Below are 18,845 nucleotides of genomic sequence, written 5' to 3'. Positions count from 1 at the left end.
CCGATCGTCGATCGGGCCCCCGGGGGGCGCGAACCAAAAGCGCCGGACGGGTGACCGAGGCACCCGTCCGGGTGCTCCGGGGGGCGAAGTGACGCGGGGAAGCATGGACTGTGATTCCAACCCCCACTCACCCGCGGCTGCGGCTGGAGGCAATCAATGAAGCGATCGGAAGAGGCCCTTGAGGGCGCTCAGCACGTGCCGGTGCTCATAGTCGGCGGCTCTCTGGTGGGCCTGTCGACCTCGCTCTTCCTGGGGCGTCTCGGCGTCCCGCACATGCTCGTGGAGCGCCATTCCGGCACGTCGATCCATCCTCGCGGGCGCGGCAACAACGTGCGCACGATGGAGTTGTTCCGGGTGGCCGGAATCCAGCAGCGCATCGAGGACGCCGCGTCGGTCCTGGCCGACAACCACGGCATCCTGCAGACGCCGACCCTGGTGGGCGACGCCGGCGAATGGCTGTTCAAGGAGATCGACCCCGGTGGCGGCCTCGCCCGCTTCAGCCCCGGCGGATGGTGCCTGTGCAGCCAGAACGATCTCGAACCCGTACTCCTGGAGAGCGCACGGGAGTTGGGCGGTGATCTGCGGTTCCACACCGAACTGATGTCGTTCGAGCAGGACGCACAGGGTGTGACCGCACAGCTCAAGAGCCGCGACACGGGCGAGCACACCACCGTCCGGGCGGACTACCTCGTCGCGGCGGACGGCCCGCGCAGCCCCGTCCGCGAGCGGCTCACCATCGGGCAGAGCGGCCCGGGCGACCTGTTCCACAACGTGAGCATCACGTTCACCTCGCGCGGCCTCGCGGACGCCGTCGGTGACCGGCGCTTCATCGTCTGCTACCTCACGAACCCGGAGGCCGACGGCGCCCTGCTGCCGGTCGACAACCGTGAGCACTGGGTCTTCCACGCTCCCTGGCACCCCGAGAACGGCGAGACGCTCGAGGAGTTCACGGACGAACGCTGCACGGAACACATCCGGCGGGCCACCGGAGTCCCGGACCTCGATGTGCAGATCACCGGCAGGGCCGCCTGGCACGCCGCCGAGCGGGTCGCCGAACGGTACTCGGACGGACGGGTGTTCCTCGCCGGCGACTCGGCCCACGAGATGTCCCCCACCGGGGCGTTCGGCTCCAACACCGGTATCCAGGACGCGCACAACCTGGCCTGGAAGCTGGCCGCCGTCCTCGGTGGCTGGGCCGGACCCGGTCTGCTGGAGTCCTACGACCTGGAGCGCCGGCCGGTCGCGGAGGCGACGAGCGCCCGCGCCTCGAACCGATCGGTCGAGCACAGCCACCCGGGATACACCCCCAACCCGGAAGCGGGCGGCCCCGGCGGACCCGGCGGACCGGGACCCGGCGGACCGGGAGCAGGAGGACCGGGAGCAGGAGGCCCCGGCGGCAAGAGGGGCGGAATCCTCAACGTGGCGCTGGGCTACCGCTATCCGCGGGGCGCGGTCCTCGGTGCCGACCCGGCGACGCCGGTCGTACCCGAGGGCATGCGACTGACCGGCGAGCCCGGGAGCCGCGCGCCCCACATGTGGCTGAACCGCGCCGCCACCCGGGTCTCCACCCTCGACCTGTACGAGCGGTCGATGGTGCTCCTGAGTTCGGGGGACGGCGACGACACGTGGCACGACGCGGCCACGGCCATCGCCCGGCAGATGGCCCTGCCGCTCGACTCGTACCGCATCGGCAGTGGGCCCGACGCGGAGCTGTCCCCCGTGGGCGACGTGGACTGGGCGGAGACCCACGGTGTCGCCCCGGGGGGTGCGGTCCTCGTCCGCCCCGACGGGTTCGTCGCATGGCGGTCCGAAGGGCCGTCGGCGGATCCCGGGAAGGATCTGCGGGACGCCCTCATGGGAGTCCTGGACCGAAACTGACAGCTCCCGGTGCGGGACACCCACACGGGAGTCCCGCACCGGGACTGACAGCTCCCGCCGGCCTCAGACGAGATGGGCGAAGACCACCAGGTTGTCGATGTAGTCCTTCTTGACGTGGTCGTAGACCCCGGTGCAGGTGATCAGCCGGACCTGAGCCTGAGGCGTGTCCCCGTACACGCGCTCGTTGGGGAAGTTGTTCTTCGCGTACGTCTCGACGCTGTCGACCACGAACGAGGCCGTGCTCGCGTCCTCCCTCTTGACCGTGAAGGTGTCCCCCGTCCTCAGATTCCGGAGGCCGGCGAACACCGCGGCGGACGTCTTCGTGTCGACATGACCGGCGATGATCGAGGTACCGGTCTCGCCCGGGGTCACGCCGGAAGCCATCCAGCCGACCAGGTTCGTGTCGCTGGCGGGCGGGGGCTGCAGCTGGCCCGTGGGGCCGATGGCGAGCTCGGTGAAGGGGGCGTTCACACCGATCTTCGGGATGAGCAGCCGCGTGGGCCTGGCCCGCGGCAGATGCTTTCCGACGGGCTCCACGGACGCCGCGGGCGGCACGGGCGGCTCCGACGGCACGGGCGCTGCGGGCAGCACGGGCTCTGCGGGCGGCTCCGACGGCGCGGGCGGCACGGCGTCCGAGGACGGCGCGTACGCCGCCGAGGGCTGCGACGCACCGGAGGCATCGGATGTGGTGTCTGACGTCGTGTCATTGCCGCCGAACAGACTCACCGCCAGGACGACGATTCCGACGGACCACACGATCCACGCGCCGATGCGGGATCGGCGCCCGGGCGGCACGGACTCGGTCTGATCGGGGGAAGGCAACCGGGCTGCCATCTGGCATCACCTCACTGGAACGAGCAGGTCTGGAACAGCACTAGAAGAACGGGATCGGCAAAGGGGCCCGGTAACAGCTCAAGCGCGGTTCAGGACCGCGCAGCCAGGTCGGGAGCCATCAAGAGGGAATTGCGCAAAAACGAAGGCAGCCGGGCCGCCGCGACGTGTTAACGCGGCGGCCCCGGCTGCTATGACGGGCACCGGTCAGGACGCGTCGGACGCGCGCTTACGGCGCATCGCGAACGCGCCGGCCGCGGCGACCCCGAGGATCGCGATGCCGCCTGCCGTGACACCCGGCGTGGTGGCGAGCCCGCCACCACCGGTGTGCATGCCACCACGCGGCTTGCCGTAGCCGGAGTCGGAGCCGGAGCCCCAGGAGTCCTTGCCGGAGTCGTCGCCGTCCTTCTTGTAGCTCTCCGGGTCGTACTTCTCCTTGTCCTTGGTCCAGTCGTCGTCGTTCACCATGGACAGGGCGCCACCACCGGTGTGCAGGCCGCCACGCGGCTTGCCGTGGTCGTCGCCACCCTTCTTGCCGTAGCCGCCGTCCTCCTTGCCGTAGCCGCCACGGTCGTCCTTGCCGGAGCCGTGCTCGTCCTTGCCGTAGCCCCCGCGCTCGTCCTTGCCGGAGCCGTGCTCGCCCGAGTCACCCTTCTTGTTCTCGTCCTTGGTCCAGTCGTCGTCGTTCACCATGGACAGGGCGCCACCACCGGTGTGGATGCCACCACGCGGCTTGCCGTGGTCGTCGCCACGCTCCTTGCCGTAGCCCCCGCGGTCGTCCTTGCCGGAGCCGTGCTCGTCCTTGCCGTAGCCCCCGCGCTCGTCCTTGCCGGAGCCGTGCTCGCCCGAGTCACCCTTCTTGTTCTCGTCCTTGGTCCAGTCGTCGTCGTTCACCATGGACAGGGCGCCACCACCGGTGTGCAGGCCGCCACGCGGCTTGCCGTGGTCGTCGCCACCCTTCTTGCCGTAGCCGCCGTCTTCCTTGCCGTAGCCGCCGCGGTCGTCCTTGCCGGAGCCGTGCTCGTCCTTGCCGTAGCCCCCGCGGTCCTCCTTGCCGGAGCCGTGCTCGCCCTTGTGGTTGCTGTCTTTGTCGTGCTCCGAGCTGTAGGAAGAGCCGTCGTTGTCCCAGTCGCCTGCGGCGGCGGCGAACGCACCAGGAGCAGCGATGGCGAGTGCGGCCGTAGCCGTCGCGGTAGCGAGAAGCATGCGGGCAGTACGCATCGTCGAAGTCCTTCCGCCACGGCCGAGCCACTGACGCTTTGTCAGCTCGAATTACCCGGCCCCGACCTCATCACCGTTAGCCAAACGCGGACCGATCACCACTTGAATCGCCCGCCCGGCCGATAGCCGCGCCGTCACCCAATCGGCCTCCGATGGCTCGACCCGGCGGCAAGTCACAGATCCTGACCAGGCATTTCGCCACAGAAGTTCCCTGACTTCACGCTCGTGGATCGCTTCGAGCACAACCCGATCGGCCCCGACACGACTGCGCGCACCCGACCCATCCGAACCAGCGGCCCGGCGCACCCCGATCGCTGACGACGGGTCCGATCCCCCGCCCCTCATCGCTGACGCCCAGTCCGATCCGGGCGTCCCTCATCGCTGACGAGGCGTCCGAACCACGCCCGCCCCGATCCCTGACGGCGGGTCCGATGCGCCGGTCCTCATCCCTGACGACGGGTCCGATCCCCACGCCCTCGTCGCTGACGATCAGTCTGATCCACCTGGCCCAGTGACGAGGGAGGCTCATCGGCGGCGCGCTGCCGCGACACGCCGACGCGCACGGAACTTGACGCTGCTCACCGCCTCCTCATGGTGGCTCCCCGCATAGCACCGTCCAAAACTATGGTGCCCCACCACATGTGCCGTTGACCTGCGTCTTTCTACCTTGTGCCGACACGTACCCGTCCCCGCCCAACGCCTGGAAGTGGTCCACATGGCCTCCGCAGCAACCGCTCCCCCACCGCCCGCGAGCCTCCGGCGGATCGTCGCCGCGAGCCTCATCGGCACCACGATCGAGTGGTACGACTTCTTCCTCTACGGCTCCGCCGCCGCACTGGTCTTCAACAAGCTCTTCTTCCCCAACAGCGACCCGCTCGTCGGCACGCTCCTCTCGTTCCTGACGTACGCTGTCGGATTCGCCGCACGGCCGCTCGGCGCGCTCGTCTTCGGGCACTACGGCGACCGGCTCGGCCGCAAGAAGCTGCTGGTCCTGAGCCTGCTCATGATGGGCGCGGCGACCTTCGCGATCGGCCTCCTGCCGACCTACGCCACGGTCGGCGTGGCCGCTCCCGTGCTGCTCACCGTCCTGCGCCTGATCCAGGGCTTCGCGCTCGGCGGTGAGTGGGGCGGCGCCGTGCTCCTCGTATCCGAGCACGGGGACGCCAAGCGACGCGGTTTCTGGGCCTCCTGGCCGCAGACCGGAGCGCCCGCGGGACAACTGCTCGCCACCGGCGTGCTCTCCTTGCTGACCGCGCTCATCTCCGACTCCGCGTTCACCTCATGGGGCTGGCGCGTCCCGTTCCTGCTGTCCGGCGTCCTCGTCATGGTCGGACTGTGGATACGCCTGTCTGTCGATGAGTCACCTGTCTTCAAGGAAGCGCTGGCCCGGGCCGAGGCACGCAAGGCCGCACAGGGCGACGCGAGCGAGAAGACACCGCTCGTCGCCGTGCTGCGCCACCACTGGCGCGACGTCCTCGTCGCCATCGGCGCCCGCATGGCCGAGAACATCAGCTACTACGTCATCACCGCCTTCATCCTCGTGTACGCCACCACGTCGGCCGGCGTCTCCAAGCAGACCGCGCTGAACGCCGTGCTCATCGCGTCCGCCGTGCACTTCGCGGTCATCCCGGCCTGGGGCGCGCTCTCCGACCGGGTCGGGCGCAGGCCCGTCTATCTGCTCGGGGCGGCGGGCGTGGGCCTGTGGATGTTCCCGTTCTTCTCGCTCATCGACACCGGGGGCTTCGGGAACCTGATCCTCGCCGTGACCGTGGGCCTCGTTCTGCACGGGGCGATGTACGCACCGCAGGCGGCCTTCTTCTCCGAGATGTTCGCGACGCGGATGCGCTACTCGGGCGCCTCCATCGGCGCACAGTTCGCCTCGGTCGCCGCCGGAGCGCCCGCGCCGCTCATCGCCACTGCGCTCCTCGCGGACTACGGCAGCTCCACCCCGATCGCCCTGTACGTGATCGCCGCCGCCGTCCTGACGCTGATCGCGGTGGGCGTCGCGAAAGAGACCAGGCATCGCGACCTGGCCCAGATCGAGGAGGACGGCGCCGCCGACGAGAAGTCGGCCGCGGCCCGAACGGCGGACGCCCGCACCGTCTGACCCGGCACCGCTCCCCCGGCCCCCGTACCCACCTCGCGTACGGGGGCCTTGCCGTCACACCAGGCACCGAGGACCTCACAGCGAGACCCGCTACCCGACCGTCAGCCCGATATGGCCCCGGCCAACCGGTGCAACCGCAGCGCGAGTTGGATCTCCAGGGCGCGAGCGGGCGACTGCCAGTCCGGGCCGAGCAGGCGCCCTATTCGTTCCAGACGTTGCGCCACCGTGTTCACGTGCACGTGCAGCGCGTCCTTGGTACGGGCCGGGCTCATGCCGGAGGCGAAGTACGCGTCGAGCGTGCGCACGAGATCGGTCCCCCGGCGCCGGTCGTAGGACACGACCTCGCCCATGGTTCGTTCGACGAACCCGGAGATGTCCCGGCTCTCCGCGAGGAGCAGGCCGAGGAAGCCGAAGTCCTCCGCGGCCGCGCCCTCCCCCGCTCTGCCGAGCAGGCGCAGGGCGTCCAGGCAGCGCTGCCCCTCCGCGTAGGCCGCGGCGACGGTGTCGGTGCGGTTGGCCAGGTCCTCCACGGGGGCCGACGCGCCGACCGTCACCTGCTCGTGCACCGCGGAGGAGAGGTGCCTGGCGGTGCGGCGGGCCAGGTCGGAGGCCCGGTCGGCGGCGCTCAGGGGAAGCAGCAGGACCGTTCCCCCGTCGCGCGCGGCTGCGAGCCCGTGCCGCGTGGCGGCGAGGTGGGACGCGGCGGACCACAGGCGGCGCCGTGCGGCGGCCTCGTGTTCGGCGTCGGCGCCCGGGGTCTCCAGGCGCGCGGCCAGCACCACATGCGTGGCGTCCAGGTCGGCGTGCAGTCGCGCGGCGCGCTCCCGCAGCAGTCGCGGGTCCCGGTCCCGCGCGTCGAGCAGATCGTCCAGCAGCTCGCCCCGTACGCGCTGTTCGGCCTCGGAGGCGGAGCGCCGGGCGAGCAGCAGGAGCGAGGTGACCATGGCGGCGCGCTCCAGGGTGCGCTGGTCGACGGGGTCGAGGCCCGGGTGGCCGCGCAGCACGAGCGCGCCGAGGAGTTCGCCGCCCGCGGCGACGGCGGCGACCCAGTCGTCCCCGTCGCGCACGGCGTGCCCGTCGGCGCGCGAGGCGTCGAGGGGTTTGTCGGGGGCGGTGACCGCGTCGGCGAACTCCACTGTCCCGTCGAGGACTTGGGACACCGCGGCCGCCACGTCGTGGACGCCGCCGCCCCGCAGGACGAGTTCGGCGAGGCGGTCGTGGACGTCGGACGCGCGCTCGATGACGTCGCCGCGGTCCCGGATGATCTCGTTGGCGCGCTCCAGCTCGCCGAGCGCCTCCCGGGTCTCGGAGAGGAGGTTCGCGGTGTCGATGGCGGCCGCGGCGAGTGCCGCGAACGAGCCGAGCAGCGCGATCTGCTCCCGCTCGAAGACCCGTGCGCGCCGGTCCGCGGCGAACAGTACGCCGATGACATGGGGGCCGAGCATCAGGGGCACGCCCAGGATCGCGACGAGACCCTCGTCATGGACACCGGTGTCGATGGTGCGCGTGTGCTTGAAGCGGACGTCCTGGGCGTAGTCCGCGGTGACGTAGGGCCGGGCGGTCTGGGCGACGAGTCCGCCGAGGCCCTCGCCCATGCCGAGCCTGAGCTGCTGGAAGCGCGCGGCGACGGAGCCCTCGGTGACACGCATATAGGTGTCGCCCCTGGCCGGGTCGTTCAGCGTCAGATAGGCGACGTCCGTGCCGAGGAGGGAGCGGGCGCGCTGCACGATGGCCTGGAGGACGGCGCCCAGGTCACGCAGGCCCGCGAGATCGTGCGCGGTCTCGAAGAGCGCGGACAGCTCCGCCTCGCGGCGACGCCTGCCTTCGAGGTCGGCACGGACGCGCAGAGCGAGCCCCTTGGCGCGTTCGAGGGCGTCGATCCGCCCCGGTGGCTCGCCCTCGGCGCGGGCGACCAGCACGGGCTGTTCGTAGGCGTCGGCGGACGCGCCCCGGGCGAGGAGCTCGAGGAACGGCGCCTCGGCACTCGATGCGGGGCGTTCAGAGCCTGCGGGGCCCGACGGGGACTGTGCTGGATCGTGCGACATGCTCAACAGGATTACCCGTCGTACGGCCGGCCCCGCCAGCCCTGTGGACAACTCAGTGGATCAGACAAGCGCCGCCACCCGCGAGGGTGGTCAGTGTGCGGTCCAGCCGCCGTCCAGGACGAGCGACGTCCCGGTGATGAAGGAGGCCCGCGGGCTGCACAGGTACGCGACCGCCTCGGCGACCTCGTCGGGTTCGATGAGCCGCTTGAGCGCGCTGTCCTGGAGCATGACCTCGGCGAGGACCCGCTCCTCGGGGATGCCGTGGGCGGCGGCCTGGTCGGCGATCTGTTTCTCGACCAGCGGTGTGCGGACGTAGGCGGGGTTCACGCAGTTCGAGGTGACGCCGTGCGGAGCGCCTTCGAGCGCGGTGGTCTTGGAGAGCCCTTCGAGGCCGTGTTTGGCGGCGACGTACGCGGACTTGAACGCGGACGCGCGCAGGCCGTGGACCGAGGAGAGGTTCACGATGCGTCCCCAGCCCTGCTCGTACATGTGCGGCAGGGCGCCGCGGATCAGGCGGAAGGGTGCCTCCAGCATCACCGTCAGGACGGTGTGGAAGACGTCGGGCGGGAACTCCTCGATGGGGCGCACCAGTTGGATGCCCGCGTTGTTGACCAGGATGTCGGCGCCCGCGGCGCACTCCTCGGCCGCGTCCAGGTCGGTGAGGTCGAGGACACGCGGCTCGATACTGCCGGGGGTGGCGCCGACCTGCCCGGCCAGCGCGTCAAGGCCCTCCCGGTCCCGGTCGACCGCTCTCACCTCGGCCCCGGCCGCGGCGAGCCGCAGCGCACAGGCGCGGCCGATGCCGCCTGCGGCGCCGGTGACGAGTGCGATGCGGCCGCTGAGATCGAGCGGCGCGGTCAGGGGTGCGTTGGGCGCGGTCATGCTCCGCACCCTAGGCAGCGCTCGCGCCCCGCCCGATGTGGTCAGCACCCATACTTCAGCGCTCGGACATGGTCTCGAACCATGTCGGCCCGTCGGAGGCCGCCTGCTTGATCCGGAGCAGGCAGAAGTCACCCAGCGGCGGCAGCGAGTCCCTGTCGAACCAGCCCACCTCGAGGGACTCGTCGTCGTTGACCCGGGCCTCGCCGCCGGTCGCCCGGCACCGGAAGGAGATGTCCGTGAACTGGCACCGGTCGCCGTTCGGGTACGTCACCGGCTTGAGGGTCTTCACCAGGACGACCCGCTCGGCCACGCACTCGACGCCCGTCTCCTCGTACACCTCGCGGACGGCGGCCTCGGCGGGCTGCTCCCCCGGCTCCGGGATTCCGGCGAGGACCGCCCACCTTCCGGTGTCGGCGCGGCGCCCGAGAAGGACCCTGCCGTCGTCGTCGAAGACGACGGCGCTGACGCCGGGCAGCACCAGGAGCTGGTGGCCGACGTCGGCCCGGATCTTGCGGATGAACTCTGGGGTAGCCATGTCTGCGACCCTATCCGGCGGCGGACCCGCTCCGCCGTGAGCGCATCGCGGCCCAGCCGAGACCGCCCACGCCGATGGCCACGAGCAGCAGCTCCGGCCATCCGCCCAGGCGGGTGGCGAGGGTCAGCGAGGTCCGCTTGGGCACGTCGGCGACCAGGGTGTCGGCGACGAACATGCCGGTGCGCTGGGCCACCGATCCGTCGGGCCTGATGATCGCGCTGACGCCGCTCGTCACCGGCACCATCACCGCGCGGCCGTGCTCGACGGCGCGCACCCGGTCCATCGCGAGCTGCTGGTAGGTCATCTGGCTGCGGTCGAAGGTGGCGTTGTTGCTGGGCACGGAGAGGATCTGCGCGCCCGCCTCCACCTGGTCGCGCACGACGGAGTCGAACGCGGCCTCGTAGCAGGTCACCGGCCCGACCCTGGTGCCCGCCATGTCGAAGACGACCGGCTTCTCGCCGGCCACGAAGTTGCCCGCGCGGTCGACGTCCTTGCTGAAGATGCGGAAGAAGCTCCGGTAGGGCATGTACTCGCCGAACGGCTGGAGCTGCCGCTTGTCGTAGACGGCGCCGGGTCCGGTCTTCGGGTCCCAGAGGATCTGCCGGTTACGGGGCGTGCCGTCCTTGGCGGTGACGACCGCGCCGACAGAGATGGGTGCGCCGACGGCCCTGGCCGCCTTGTCGATCTCTGCGTACGCGTCGGCGTTGACGTAGGGGTCGATGTCGGAGGAGTTCTCGGGCCACAGCACGAGGTCGGGCTTCTTGACCTGGCCCGCCTCGATCTTCGTGGCGAGCTTCATCGTCTCCCGTACGTGGTAGTCGAGCACGGCCCGGCGCTGGGAGTTGAAGTCGAGGCCCATACGCGGCACGTTGCCTTGGATGACGGCCACGCGTGCGGTGCCCTCCTCTGCCGCGGTGGAGACGAGGGGCGCCGCGACGGCTCCCCCGATGACGGGCGCGAGGGTGAACGCGGCGGCGACGGCCAGGCCCCTGTCGCGTACACCGCGTACGTCCTTGAGGCGCAGCGCGAGAGCGGCGAGGCCGAAGCCGCACAGGGCGACCGCGAAGCCCAGGAGCGGGGTGCCGCCCAGTGAGGCGAGGGGCAGGAACAAGCCACTGGGCTGACCGAACGCGACCTTGCCCCAGGGGAAGCCCCCGAACGGGAAGCGGGCCCGCAGCGCCTCGTCCGCGATCCACACACCCGCGGCCCACAGCGGCCACAGGGGCAGCCGTGAGACACAGGCGATGCCGAGTCCGGCCAGGGCCATGACGAGTGATTCCGCGAGGGCGAGGGCCAGCCACGGCAGCGGCCCGACATCGACGCCGGTCCACGACAGGAGCGGCACGAGGAAGCCGAGGCTCATGAGGAAGCCGAGGCCGAGACCCGCGCGCATCCGCCGCCCGTGAACGGACGCTCCGAAGAGCGCGAGGGCCAGGGGCGCGAGCCACCACAGCTCACGGGGTGGGAAGCCGACGTACAGCAGCACTCCGGAGAGCACCGCGGCGGCGGCCGGAGCGATCCGTCGGGGCAGGCGGGCCCAGCGCGAGGCGGGCGCCGACTGCGGATCGAGCTGTTCCGGCTCGTCTACGGAGGTTGCGGTGGCGGTCACTCGGGGAGTGTACGGCGGGTCGTCTGCCGGGCGACACGGCGGTCTGCGGGGGTCACGCCGGCCGCGCGGACCACCCCGTGCAGCATCGTTCCTGCGCAACCCGTGCACAAACCGGCGCATCAGCCGTTACGGTGTGCCCGAGTCCCCGAGGGACGGCCGTATCCGGCCATGACGCTCGGGGCCCGTCACAGTCGGGGGGCGACGGGGTGGTGGGGACCACGGGGATGTCGTCGGCGGCCGGTCCGTCGGCGGAGTACGAGCGGCGCAATGTCGCCGACGCAGCGGGCGTCTTCGCGCTGGGGGCGTGCGCCGCCTGGTCGCTGATCACCGCGACCGCCCGCGCGGGCAGGCCCGAGGGCGTGCTCCTGGCGGTGCTCGCCGTGGCGGCGGGCTATGCGTGCGGCCGGATCTCCGGCGCGCTGCTGCCCATGGCAGCGCCCTGCGCGGCGGCCGTCGCGGGACTCGGGCTCGCGCTCACGTCCCCCCACGCGGTGCCCGCGCCCGACACCGGCTCTCCCCTCGGCCGCACCGGCGCGACGGCCGCGCTGCTGGCGCTGTCCACCGGGGCGGCGTGCTGTGCGGCCTGGGCGGCGCGGCGGCCGCCCGTGCGCGCGGCCCTGTTCCTGCTGGCGGGCGGCACGGTCGCGGCCGCCGCCGTCGTCGGGTCGGTCGCCGGGGTCACCGCGTGCGCGGGAGTGCTGCTGTGCTCCCTCGCCTCGGTGCGGATGCGGCACCACAGGGGTCTCGGCCTCGCCGGTCTCGGCGTCATGACGGGCCTGGTGACCGGACTCTGCCTGGCCCTGTTGAAGGGCGCACTGCCCTCGGGGCTCTCCGCTTCCCTGGAGGGGCAGCTCTCGCAGCACCGGATCCTTCTGTGGCAGGACGCACTGCGCCAGGCCGAGTCCGATCCGGGCCTCGGCATGGGCCCCGGCCGCTTCGGGGAGCTCAGCCCCACGGTCGGCGAGACACTGCTGCCCGACGGCAAGCCGCACTCCGCCCCGCTCCAGCAGGCCGCCGAGCAGGGACTCGTCGGCGTCTGCCTGCTGGCCGCAGTCTTCTGCTGGCTCCTGTACGTCCTGTGGCGGTCGGAGCGGTCCACGCCTGTGGTCCTGACGGCGGGCGCGGCGCTGACCGCTCTCGCCGGCCTGGCGACGCTCGGCAACGCCCTGAGCTTCACCACCGTCACCGCGGGCGCGGGCCTGCTCGCGGGGGTGGCGACGGCGAGACCCTGGGGCGACGAGCCCTCGGACAGCACTACGGCCGCCCCGGTACGTGTCCGGGGCGGCCGTGTGTGAGTGTGCGGGTGCCGTCAGGCGGCGGGGCCGACAGAGGTCGGCTTGAGCCGGGCGTGGATGGCGCGCACCGCGGACTCGGCGTTGTCCACGGTCACCGTGAACTTCCTGCCGTCGCCCAGGATCACCACGACACCCTCGCCGCGCCGGACGATGACGGCCGTGCCCTGCTCGGGGCGCCAGCGGTATCCCCAGCCGCCCCACTGGCGGGGCGTGACACGGGGTTCGAACTCGGCTCCCACCACATGGGCGAGCAGGATGCGGCGGCGTGGCACTCCTATGTGGCCGCACCGCACTTCCAGGGAGTCCTTGTCGACCGTCACTGCCACATGGACGAAGGCAAGGGTCCCGAACAGGATCAGAAGACCCGCGGCGATGCAGCCGACCACCGACATCACCAGCGCGGCGATACCGGAGGTCCACTGGGAGGCCACGGCGAGCTCGATGCCGAGCGCCACACACGCGGCGCCGCCCAGCGCTGCCAGCCACTGCACGCGATTGCGTGCACGGCCTGTCCAGATCTCGGGGGCGACGGACGCGCGCCCCTCACTACCGGAGTGGTCCCTCATGGAATTGAGACTACTCATGTTCCGCAGCGAAGGCACTGTGCATCGGAGAGTGATTGCGCAAGGCCCCGGGGCGCCTGGGCCGTGCCCGGAATCCGGGCTCCGCCGTCACTGTGCGTGGCTGACGGCAGCCTGGAGCAGCCGGCCCTCCGCGTACGCGAGTGCGGCGGGCGGCAGCGCGGAGGTGCGGCCGCTGAGGATGACGGTGAGGGAGCCCTGCGCACCGCTCTCGGCGTCGGGCCCGGCGCCGATCCTGCGCAGTGTCTGCGCGGCGACGGCCCCGGCGCTGCCGTGCAGGACGAGCGGCGGCACGCCGGGCTGCTGGACGGCGGCGCGGATGCGTTCCGCCACGAGTTCGTAATGGGTGCAGCCCAGGACTACGGCCCTTACACCGGTCGGGGTGAGCGCGGCGGCGGCCGCGATCGTCCTGTCGATGGCGTCCTCGTCCGCGTGCTGCACGGCGTCGGCGAGGCCCGGGCAGGGCACCTCGGTGACCTCGACCCCGTCCGCGAAGTCCCGGATCAGTCCCCGCTGGTAGGGGCTTCCGGTGGTGGCGGGAGTGGCCCAGATGGCGACGGGTCCGGCGCCGGCGGCGGCCGGCTTGATCGCGGGGACCGTACCGATGACCGGGATGCCGGGTTCGAGGCGGGCCCGCAGGGCCGGCAGGGCATGGACCGAGGCGGTGTTGCACGCCACGATCAGCGCCTCGGGGCGGTGCTCCGCGGCGGCCTCGGCCACGGCCAGGGCCCGCTCGGTGACGTCCTGCACGCTGCGCGGCCCCCAGGGCATTCCGTCGGGGTCGGAGGACAGGACGAGGTCGGCGTCGGGCCGCAGGCGCCGTACCGCGGCGGCGGCCGCGATGAGTCCGATTCCCGAGTCCATCAGCGCGATCTTCACCCGGAAACCATAGACGATGGCCCTCACACCAAGGGTGCGGTGGGGCAGACTGCGGCGGATGGACGCCGTTGTGTGGGTCACCGCAGCATCACTGGCCGCGTGGGTGTGGCTGCTGGTCGGGCAGGGCTTCTTCTGGCGCACGGATCTGCGCCTGCCCCCGCGCACGGACCCTTCGGAGTGGCCCTCGGTGTGTGTCGTCGTCCCCGCGCGGGACGAGGCGGCCGTGCTTCCGAAGAGCCTGCCCTCGCTGCTGGCGCAGGACTATCCGGGGCGCGCCGAGATCTTCCTGATCGACGACGGCAGCACGGACGGCACCGGAACGCTGGCCCGGGAGCTGGCCCGGCGCCACGGCGGGCTGCCGCTCACGGTCGACTCGCCGGGCGAGCCGCCGGCGGGCTGGACCGGCAAGCTGTGGGCGGTGCGGCACGGCATCGGCCTGGCACGCGCGCGTGACCCCGAGTTCCTGCTTCTCACCGACGCCGACATCGCGCATGAGCCCGACAGCCTGAGGGAGCTGGTGGCCGCGGCGCGTACAGGCGGGTTCGACCTCGTCTCGCTGATGGCGCGGCTGCGCGTGGAGAGCGTGTGGGAGCGGCTCGTCGTCCCGGCCTTCGTGTACTTCTTCGCCCAGCTGTACCCGTTCCGCTGGATCTCGACGAAGGGCTCGCGCACGGCGGCCGCGGCCGGCGGCTGCGTGCTGCTGAGCGCCGAAGCTGCCGACCGTGCCGCGATCCCCGACTCGATCCGGCACGCCGTCATCGACGACGTCGCGCTCGCCCGGGCGGTGAAAGGCTCCGGAGGGCACATCTGGCTGGGCCTCGCCGATCGCGTCGACAGCGTGCGCCCCTACCCGAGGCTCGGCGACCTGTGGCGGATGGTGTCGCGCAGCGCCTACGCGCAGCTGCGGCACAACCCGCTGCTCCTCGCCGGGACCGTGGCCGGGCTCGCGCTCGTCTATCTGGCGCCGCCGGTCGCGCTCGTCGCCGGACTCGCCACGGGCCATGGGCTCGCCGCGCTGCTCGGCGGGCTCGCCTGGCTGCTGATGACGGCGACGTACGTCCCGATGCTGCGTTACTACGCGCAGCCGCTGTGGCCGGCGCCGCTGTTGCCGGGCACCGCGTTCCTGTATCTCCTCATGACGGTCGACTCCGCCGTGCAGCACTACAGGGGGCGGGGTGCGGCCTGGAAGGGGCGTACGTATTCCAGGCCGGACCCCGCGCCGGAGCGGCAGTAGGCGACCGGGGCGGCTACTTTCTGCCGGGCGTCCAGTTCATGCCCCACCCGTAGGCGTGGTCGAGGGTGCGCTGCGGGCTCACACCGCGCTCAGGCACGAGGTAGCGGGCCTCGCGCTGCACGGTCAGGTCACTGCCCGTGTTGGTGATCAGCGCGAGGGCGCACACCGTCGACGGGACCGTGCACTCGTCCAGGGAGAAGTCGACGGCCGCGCCGAACTGGGGCTGGAGCGTGACGGTCGCGTGCAGGTCGGCGAAGCTGCGGGCGCCTTCGTAGATGGTGACGAAGATGAGGACGCGCCGCAGCTCGGCCTTGTGGTCGAGGTTGATCGTCAGGTTCTCGCCGCTGGAGACGGCACCTGTGCGGTCGTCGCCGTCGAGGTGGATGTACGGCGGGCGGTCGAGGGCGCCGAAGGCGTTGCCCAGCGCCTGGACGACACCCTTGCGGCCGTCGGTGAGTTCGTAGAGGGCGCACAGGTCCAGGTCGAGGTCCGCGTGCTGCGCGACGGCGCGGCCCAGCTTGCTGCCCCACCCCTTGAACTGCTTGCGCACCTCCCAGTTGAGGTTCACGCGCATCGAGCCCGACGTACCGCCCTGCTTGGCCAGGGAGACGGAAGGAGCCGCCTTGGTGAGCGTCACCTTGGTCAGGCGGACGGGCTGCTGCGGGGGTGCGGCCGGGGGCGGCGGCGCGGTGACGGGGGCCGCGACCGGCGGTGCGGGGGCGGGCGTGACTGCGGGCGTGGGTGCGGGTGTCGGCGCGGGGGTCTGGGGTTCGTCGACCGTGATCCCGTAGTCGCCGGCGAGGCCCGCCAGACCCGTGCCGTACCCCTGGCCGACGGCGCGGAACTTCCAGGCGCCCTGGCGCCGGTAGAGCTCGCCGAGGACGAAGGCGGTCTCGACGCTCGCGTCGGCGCTGTCGTAGCGCGCGATCTCGGCGCCGTCCGCCGCGTCGAGAACTCTGATGTACAGCCCGGGGACCTGCCCGAACGTGCCGCCGTCCGCGGACGCGGCGAGCACCACGTTCTCGATCGCGGGCTCCACGCGCGCGAGGTCGACCGAGATCGTGTCGGTCACCTGGCCGTCCGCGCTCCGCTTGCCCTCGTGCCGTACGGCTCCCGAGGCGTGCGCCGGCTGGTTGTAGAAGACGAAGTCCGCGTCCGACCGGACCTTTCCGGCGACGAGCAACAGCGCGGAGGCGTCCGCGTCGGGCACCCCCGCGCCTGAACGCCACCCCAATTCGATCCGCACGGCCGGCGCCGGCACGACGACATTCGAACCTTTAGACATTGGCATGTCCGCCCCCAACAGAGATCTCCGGCTTCCTGGTCAACCTATTCTCCGCGACCGAAAGCGGCACAGGGGCACGCGTTCGATGATCACTGGCCAACCGCCGGTAACCCACGGAGAACTCGCCTTTACACGATCCGAACGCTGAACGACGACCGATTTTGCCAAGTTCGCTCGCATTGGGGATCTCGAGTCACTGCCGACACGCAAAACAACCCTCTTATCGGTCTCCCCAACCAGCACATCGTGGGCTTAACTTATGTGCCATGACCTCCCCCCGCTCCACCTATGGCGGCGGTTACTACTCCGCGCCGTCCTTCCCGGACACTCCGATCTACGACTCCCTCGTCGCAGAGCGGGGCACACCCCAGATCGCCCCGATCCGGGTTCCTGCCATGTACGACACCGGCAGTCATCTGCCCGCGCTCCCGTCCGCGCTTCCCGCGCTGCCGGCCGCGCCCTCCGCACCGATGCCCCAGTACGGTTACCCGGCCCCGCAGCAGGCGCCTCTCCAGCACGCGCCGGCGCCGTACATCCCGCAGCAGGCCTCCGGGCCTCGCGGCTACGCGGGCATGCAGCAGCCGCAGCAACAGCAGCAGCAGCGTCCGGCGCCCGGCACCGGCTACGAGGCCATGCGCCCCGCGGCGCCCCGCCCTGCCGCGCCCTACGAGGATCCGTACAACCGTCAGCAGTACCGCGGTTACTGATCTCCCGGACATGGGGCTGTCCGTGCCTGCTGGCAGGATGGCCCCATGCCGAATGCCTCGCTTCGTTCGATCCACATACACCCACTGAAATCGGTTCGGGGGCGCGCGCCGCGCGAGGCGGCCGTGGAACCGTGGGGTCTTGCAGGAGACCGCCGGTGGGTGCTCATCGACGCCTCGGGCAAGGTCGTCACCCAGCGCCAGCACCCGCGGCTCGCGCTCGCTTCGGCCGAGACCCCGGACGGCGACGGCCTGCGCATGTCGGCACCCGGCCGCGCGCCCCTGACCGTGCCGGTGCCCCGGCCCGCCGGGACGACCACGGTGAACATCTTCGGGGACAAGGTCGAGGCCGTACTCGCCGACGACGCGGCGCACGCCTGGTGGAGCGCGTATCTGGAGGCCGACGTGCGGCTCCTCCACCTCGACGACCCGGCGACGCGACGGCCCGTCGACCCCGAGTACGCGAAGCCGGGCGAGACGGTCAGCTTCGCCGACGGGTATCCGCTGCTGCTCACCACCCTGTCCTCCCTGGACGCCCTCAACTCCCTCATCGCGCAGGGTGATCACGCGGACGAGGGCCCGTTGCCCATGAACCGCTTCCGGCCGAACGTCGTGGTGGACGGCACCGCGCCCTGGGCGGAGGACGACTGGTCACGCATCGCCATCGGCTCCGTCACGTTCCGTATCACCAAGAAGTGCGGCCGCTGCGTGGTGACCACCACGAACCAGTCGACTTCGGAGCGTGGCAAGGAGCCCTTGCGGACGCTCGCCCGCCACCGCCGCTTCGGTGACCAGCTGTGTTTCGGGACGAACCTGGTCCCGGAGACGACCGGGACGGTCCGGATCGGTGACGCGATCACGATCCTGGCCTGACGCCCCGGCCGCGCGGGGAACCCCGCGCCGGATCACGGTCGTTGGAGCACAATGGAAAAGCGGGGACAGGCGGAGAGCTTCGTCGAGTGGGGTGATTTCGCTCTCTCTTCGTCCCACCCGCGCGTGAGCCGTGCCGTTCACGGTTAAGACGGACGCGGAAGGGGGTGCTGGCTGTGCGGGCAATCGCCGGACTCTGGCGGTGGCGGCACAATCCGCTGCGCCGCGCGACCGACCTCGCCGAGGCCTGGGTCGCGCTGGTGGCGGTGCTGCTCATCGTCGTTGTCGCACCGATCATCGGCGTCGCGACGGGATCCCTGGCACAGGGCGCCTTGATGCAGGCGGTACAGGAACAGCACAAGAACCGACGGGAAGTTCCCGCCACGGTCGTACGGAAGCTGGCCCAGCCGCCACTGGACTCCGACCCCGAGACATCCACGGCGAGAGACGCCCACAGCAGGGTCGTCGCCGACTGGAAGGCACCCGACGGCGCCCACCGCACGGGCCGCGTCCTGTCGAGCCTCACGACCCCGCACCCGGGCGACCGGTTCCCGCTGTGGGTCGACCGCACGGGTCAGGTCGTGGGCCGCCCGCTGGACAACGCGACGGCGACAACTCACGCCGCGCTGGCCGGATTCGGGACCGCGGCGGCAACGGCGGGGCTCGTCGAGTGCGCCCGGCGCCTGATCGTGTGGCGCATGGTCCGCCGCCGGTACGACCGTTGGGACCGCGCCTGGGACAAGGCGGGCCCGGACTGGGGCAGGACAGGGACCGGCAGCTGAGCGGCCTTCCGCTCCGGTCAACTCAGCGGCCGCGCGCACGCTACGGTTGACCCACCTTCGCCGCGGGGATCGCAGCGAGGACCCGCGTACGACGAGGTGGGGGCACG

The 18,845-nt window shown here is 71.7% G+C and carries 16 protein-coding genes; 7 read left to right on the top strand and 9 right to left on the bottom strand.

Annotation, left to right across the window (positions count from 1 at the left end; genetic code table 11):
* The first annotated feature begins 156 nt into the window (after positions 1-156).
* Positions 157-1,878, top strand: coding sequence for an FAD-dependent oxidoreductase (locus OHO83_RS39195; protein ID WP_266667279.1), 1,722 nt, complete (start codon positions 157-159; stop codon positions 1,876-1,878).
* Positions 1,879-1,941: 63 nt separating this feature from the next.
* On the opposite strand, the gene OHO83_RS39190 is transcribed toward OHO83_RS39195, so the two are convergent.
* Together OHO83_RS39190 and OHO83_RS39185 are read right to left on the bottom strand one after the other, a co-directional pair.
* Positions 1,942-2,712 carry a class F sortase gene (locus OHO83_RS39190; protein WP_266667281.1) on the bottom strand — a complete coding sequence of 257 codons (771 nt, stop codon included), beginning with the start codon at positions 2,710-2,712 and terminating at the stop codon, positions 1,942-1,944.
* Positions 2,713-2,916: 204 nt separating this feature from the next.
* On the bottom strand, positions 2,917-3,930 hold the full coding sequence (locus OHO83_RS39185; RefSeq protein WP_266667283.1) for a hypothetical protein: 1,014 nt from the start codon (positions 3,928-3,930) through the stop codon (positions 2,917-2,919).
* A 715-nt stretch (positions 3,931-4,645) separates the two neighbouring features.
* Between OHO83_RS39185 and OHO83_RS39180 the strand changes: the two genes are divergently transcribed.
* Positions 4,646-6,037, top strand: a complete 1,392-nt coding sequence (locus tag OHO83_RS39180) for an MFS transporter (RefSeq protein ID WP_266667285.1) — start codon at positions 4,646-4,648, stop codon at positions 6,035-6,037.
* A 101-nt stretch (positions 6,038-6,138) separates the two neighbouring features.
* Here the strand turns inward: OHO83_RS39180 and OHO83_RS39175 are convergent, their stop codons facing one another.
* The 4 genes from OHO83_RS39175 to lnt all read right to left on the bottom strand — a co-directional run bounded on the left by OHO83_RS39175 (position 6,139) and on the right by lnt (position 11,108).
* The gene (locus tag OHO83_RS39175; protein WP_266667287.1) at positions 6,139-8,082 is read right to left on the bottom strand and encodes a helix-turn-helix domain-containing protein; all 1,944 of its coding nucleotides are present in this window, start codon (positions 8,080-8,082) and stop codon (positions 6,139-6,141) included.
* A gap of 90 nt (positions 8,083-8,172) precedes the next feature.
* On the bottom strand, positions 8,173-8,964 hold the full coding sequence (locus tag OHO83_RS39170; protein ID WP_266667289.1) for a 3-hydroxybutyrate dehydrogenase: 792 nt from the start codon (positions 8,962-8,964) through the stop codon (positions 8,173-8,175).
* A 55-nt stretch (positions 8,965-9,019) separates the two neighbouring features.
* Complete coding sequence (locus OHO83_RS39165; RefSeq protein ID WP_266667291.1) at positions 9,020-9,499, bottom strand: NUDIX hydrolase; 480 nt, start codon at positions 9,497-9,499, stop codon at positions 9,020-9,022.
* Between the two features lie 10 nt (positions 9,500-9,509).
* The gene (lnt, locus tag OHO83_RS39160; protein WP_266667293.1) at positions 9,510-11,108 is read right to left on the bottom strand and encodes an apolipoprotein N-acyltransferase; all 1,599 of its coding nucleotides are present in this window, start codon (positions 11,106-11,108) and stop codon (positions 9,510-9,512) included.
* Between the two features lie 224 nt (positions 11,109-11,332).
* Between lnt and OHO83_RS39155 the strand changes: the two genes are divergently transcribed.
* Entirely contained in the window at positions 11,333-12,403 is a 1,071-nt protein-coding gene (locus tag OHO83_RS39155; RefSeq protein WP_266676137.1) for an O-antigen ligase family protein, read from the top strand.
* Between the two features lie 14 nt (positions 12,404-12,417).
* Here the strand turns inward: OHO83_RS39155 and OHO83_RS39150 are convergent, their stop codons facing one another.
* Both OHO83_RS39150 and OHO83_RS39145 read right to left on the bottom strand, forming a co-directional pair.
* Complete coding sequence (locus OHO83_RS39150; RefSeq protein WP_266667295.1) at positions 12,418-12,969, bottom strand: hypothetical protein; 552 nt, start codon at positions 12,967-12,969, stop codon at positions 12,418-12,420.
* Between the two features lie 105 nt (positions 12,970-13,074).
* On the bottom strand, positions 13,075-13,863 hold the full coding sequence (locus OHO83_RS39145; protein ID WP_266667297.1) for a glutamate racemase: 789 nt from the start codon (positions 13,861-13,863) through the stop codon (positions 13,075-13,077).
* Between the two features lie 58 nt (positions 13,864-13,921).
* Between OHO83_RS39145 and OHO83_RS39140 the strand changes: the two genes are divergently transcribed.
* Positions 13,922-15,097 (top strand): glycosyltransferase, encoded by a 1,176-nt coding sequence (locus OHO83_RS39140; protein WP_266667299.1) that lies wholly within the window; start codon positions 13,922-13,924, stop codon positions 15,095-15,097.
* A gap of 13 nt (positions 15,098-15,110) precedes the next feature.
* Here OHO83_RS39140 and OHO83_RS39135 read toward each other — a convergent pair whose 3' ends face one another.
* On the bottom strand, positions 15,111-16,388 hold the full coding sequence (locus OHO83_RS39135; protein WP_266667301.1) for a TerD family protein: 1,278 nt from the start codon (positions 16,386-16,388) through the stop codon (positions 15,111-15,113).
* 260 nt (positions 16,389-16,648) lie between these two features.
* Between OHO83_RS39135 and OHO83_RS39130 the strand changes: the two genes are divergently transcribed.
* From OHO83_RS39130 to OHO83_RS39120, 3 genes are all read left to right on the top strand, one after another.
* The gene (locus OHO83_RS39130) at positions 16,649-17,089 is read left to right on the top strand and encodes a DUF6643 family protein (RefSeq protein WP_266667302.1); all 441 of its coding nucleotides are present in this window, start codon (positions 16,649-16,651) and stop codon (positions 17,087-17,089) included.
* A gap of 45 nt (positions 17,090-17,134) precedes the next feature.
* A complete protein-coding gene (locus OHO83_RS39125; protein ID WP_266667304.1) occupies positions 17,135-17,959 on the top strand; it encodes an MOSC domain-containing protein in 825 nt (274 codons plus the stop codon).
* Positions 17,960-18,132: 173 nt separating this feature from the next.
* Positions 18,133-18,738, top strand: a complete 606-nt coding sequence (locus OHO83_RS39120; protein WP_266667306.1) for an Rv1733c family protein — start codon at positions 18,133-18,135, stop codon at positions 18,736-18,738.
* The last annotated feature ends 107 nt before the right edge of the window (positions 18,739-18,845 follow it).

It is taken from the genome of Streptomyces sp. NBC_00569 (assembly GCF_036345255.1).
GTDB lineage: Bacteria > Actinomycetota > Actinomycetes > Streptomycetales > Streptomycetaceae > Streptomyces.
Note: the sequence above shows the minus strand (reverse complement) of the source record. Positions and strands in the feature narration are given on the sequence as shown.